Genomic DNA, 2,371 nt, shown 5'->3' with positions numbered 1-2,371 from the left:
GCACTTGGACGCCCGGCGTTCGAGCGCGTACTCGCGACCTGAATTGAACGGGTAAGAGCAACCTGCATTCTGAATTCGATTTCTGCAACAAGGCCCCAAGAAGCCAGAAATTCTCTATCCAAGCCATTGCCCTCCTAGTTAGAGAGTAATCTCCCTACAAAGACAAACTTGGTCAAGTATCATTACGTTCTCTTATTGTTCTTCGTAACGCCCAAATATGCACGCTCGGTCCAGTTGGGCCATATTGGCGCACGTGATCAGCCATCTTTGCGTGGCGATGCCAGAGGACACAATCATAACGAATGGTGCTGGAAACTATACGGTTTGGGTCCACAGGTTTTACCAGCACCGCGCCTACCGAACACAACTTGCCCCAACCAGTGGGTCCATGGGATACGGCGTGCCTGCGGCGGTGGCAGCCAAGTGTGTGCACAGCGATCGTCCCGTCGTCAGTATTTCCGGCGATGGGTGTTTTTTGATGGCAGCTCAAGAGCTGGCCACCTGCGCTTACGAAAAGCTCAACATAATCCATCTGGTCGTAAACAATGGTATGTATGGCACGATCAGAATGCATCAGGAAAGGACCTACCCGACACGCGTAATTGGCACAGACCTGGGCAATCCTGATTTCGTCGCCTATGCAGCTGCATTTGGCATTCCAGGTGAGGTTGTTGAGCGGACACAAGACTTCCCTGTAACACTGGCCCATGCACGCGCCAGTAAGACAGATATCTTATTGAATTGAGGTTGGCGCAAGAAGCCCTCACACCGGTGCAAAGCTTAAGCGCTGCCACGCAGCGGGGGCTGAAAAAGCAAAGGAATTAATGATGTTTGTCGAGCAAAGGACCTACACGCTCCACAGTGGAAACACGGCTGAGTTTCTGCGCCTGTATGAGCAGGAGGGGTTGGCAATCCAGCGTCCGATTCTTGGACGCCTTGTTGGATATTTCTCAAGCGAAGTAGGCATACTTCACCAGATCATACATATGTGGGCCTACAATGATTTAGAGGAACGCTCGCGTCGGCGTGCAACGCTAAATGCAGATGCTCGCTGGAAGCGCTTACACACAAAAGGTCAGGCCTTTGCAAATCTCTCAGGAAAACAAAATTTTCATGCCAGCTTGATTCAGTCCGTGGTCGGTAGATGACCCAGCATTGGACTTGGCGCACGGCACCTGACAAACTCACCTAGTTGAAGCAGTAAGTGGAGATACGATGATTGATTTATATTCTTGGACGACGCCCAACGGACGCAAAGTTTCAATTCTTCTTGAAGAACTTGGGGTGCCTTATCAGGTCCACCCTATCAACATAAACCAGGGCGACCAGAAAACGCCTGAGTTTCTTAAAATCAGCCCAAACAATAAAATCCCAGCGATCGTAGACCACGATAATGGGATGAGCTTGATGGAGTCTGGGGCAATCATGCTTTATCTGGCGGACAAGTACCAAAAGTTCATGCCCAAAGATGCCGAGAAACGTTGGAAGACGATTGAATGGCTGATGTGGCAGATGGGCGGCCTGGGTCCGATGGCTGGTCAAACGCATCACTTTGCCCATTTCAACCCAGATAAGTCTGAGTATGCCAAGGACCGTTATCTAAACGAAACCAAACGGCTTTACTCGGTCTTAGAAAAGCAACTTGAAGGCCACGATTTCATCGTTGACGACTACTCCATCGCCGACATGGCATGCTGGCCATGGGTGTCGCGATACGAATGGCAACAGATTGATCTGGATGACTTCCCTAACGTACGTGCTTGGTACCAGCGTATTGCAGCGCGGCCTGCCGTGCAAAAAGGTTACCATGTGCCAAAAGTCGCCGGCACGATTCCTGCCGGTTAAAAGTCCGGTGCCTTCGCTCCTTTCCTGCGAGGGGACCGACTACGCCGACTCTGATAAACGGTTATGAGTGGCATCGCAGGGCTAATATGTGCCTTGACAGGGTCTTTCCGTTTCAGCTAACCATTGCTGTGCCTAGAATATTTCTGGCGTACTTCAAACCTTGCTCACCCCCCTTTTGGGGAGAATGAGCTCAATATGCGAGCCTGGGAGGTGCGTTTTATGATTGTTGTTTCATGTGCTCAGGTAGGTTTGATCTTATCTTTTTAAGGCTGTGTAGCGCCTAAAATTTCTTCCTGCCTGATGAAGCCTTAGCCCGCACGCGTTTGCTGCGGGACGTATCATTCTGTTTCCAATCACGGCAGAAACAATGAATTCCAGTCTATCAGACCATGGATGGTCTCCCCTCTTTAATATGCAGCTCGGATCAAATGGGCGGTGTTGCAATATTCCGGCTTTAGAGCGTATTGCTTCGGGAGTTTTCATCAGCCAAGATTTTTTCATGCCCTTCAAACACAACGCTGCTCGC

3 protein-coding genes are annotated in these 2,371 nt (G+C 50.3%); all 3 read left to right on the top strand.

Annotated features, from left to right (window positions below; genetic code table 11):
• Positions 1-277: 277 nt before the first annotated feature.
• The 3 genes from BMZ51_RS23505 to BMZ51_RS23495 all read left to right on the top strand — a co-directional run bounded on the left by BMZ51_RS23505 (position 278) and on the right by BMZ51_RS23495 (position 1,845).
• Positions 278-745, top strand: coding sequence for a thiamine pyrophosphate-dependent enzyme (locus BMZ51_RS23505; protein ID WP_068009389.1), 468 nt, complete (start codon positions 278-280; stop codon positions 743-745).
• 82 nt (positions 746-827) lie between these two features.
• Complete coding sequence (locus BMZ51_RS23500) at positions 828-1,148, top strand: NIPSNAP family protein (protein ID WP_203416224.1); 321 nt, start codon at positions 828-830, stop codon at positions 1,146-1,148.
• Between the two features lie 67 nt (positions 1,149-1,215).
• Positions 1,216-1,845 (top strand): glutathione S-transferase family protein, encoded by a 630-nt coding sequence (locus tag BMZ51_RS23495; protein WP_068009386.1) that lies wholly within the window; start codon positions 1,216-1,218, stop codon positions 1,843-1,845.
• The last annotated feature ends 526 nt before the right edge of the window (positions 1,846-2,371 follow it).

The sequence above is a fragment of the Pseudovibrio axinellae genome (genome assembly GCF_900110875.1).
GTDB lineage: Bacteria > Pseudomonadota > Alphaproteobacteria > Rhizobiales > Stappiaceae > Pseudovibrio > Pseudovibrio axinellae.
This window is presented reverse-complemented; position numbering and strand designations above follow the sequence as displayed.

Coding starts and splice junctions, on each gene's coding strand:
- BMZ51_RS23505 (WP_068009389.1), top strand. CDS start 278: ATGCCAGAGGACACAATCATAACGAATGGTGCTGGAAACTATACGGTT.
- BMZ51_RS23500 (WP_203416224.1), top strand. CDS start 828: ATGTTTGTCGAGCAAAGGACCTACACGCTCCACAGTGGAAACACGGCT.
- BMZ51_RS23495 (WP_068009386.1), top strand. CDS start 1,216: ATGATTGATTTATATTCTTGGACGACGCCCAACGGACGCAAAGTTTCA.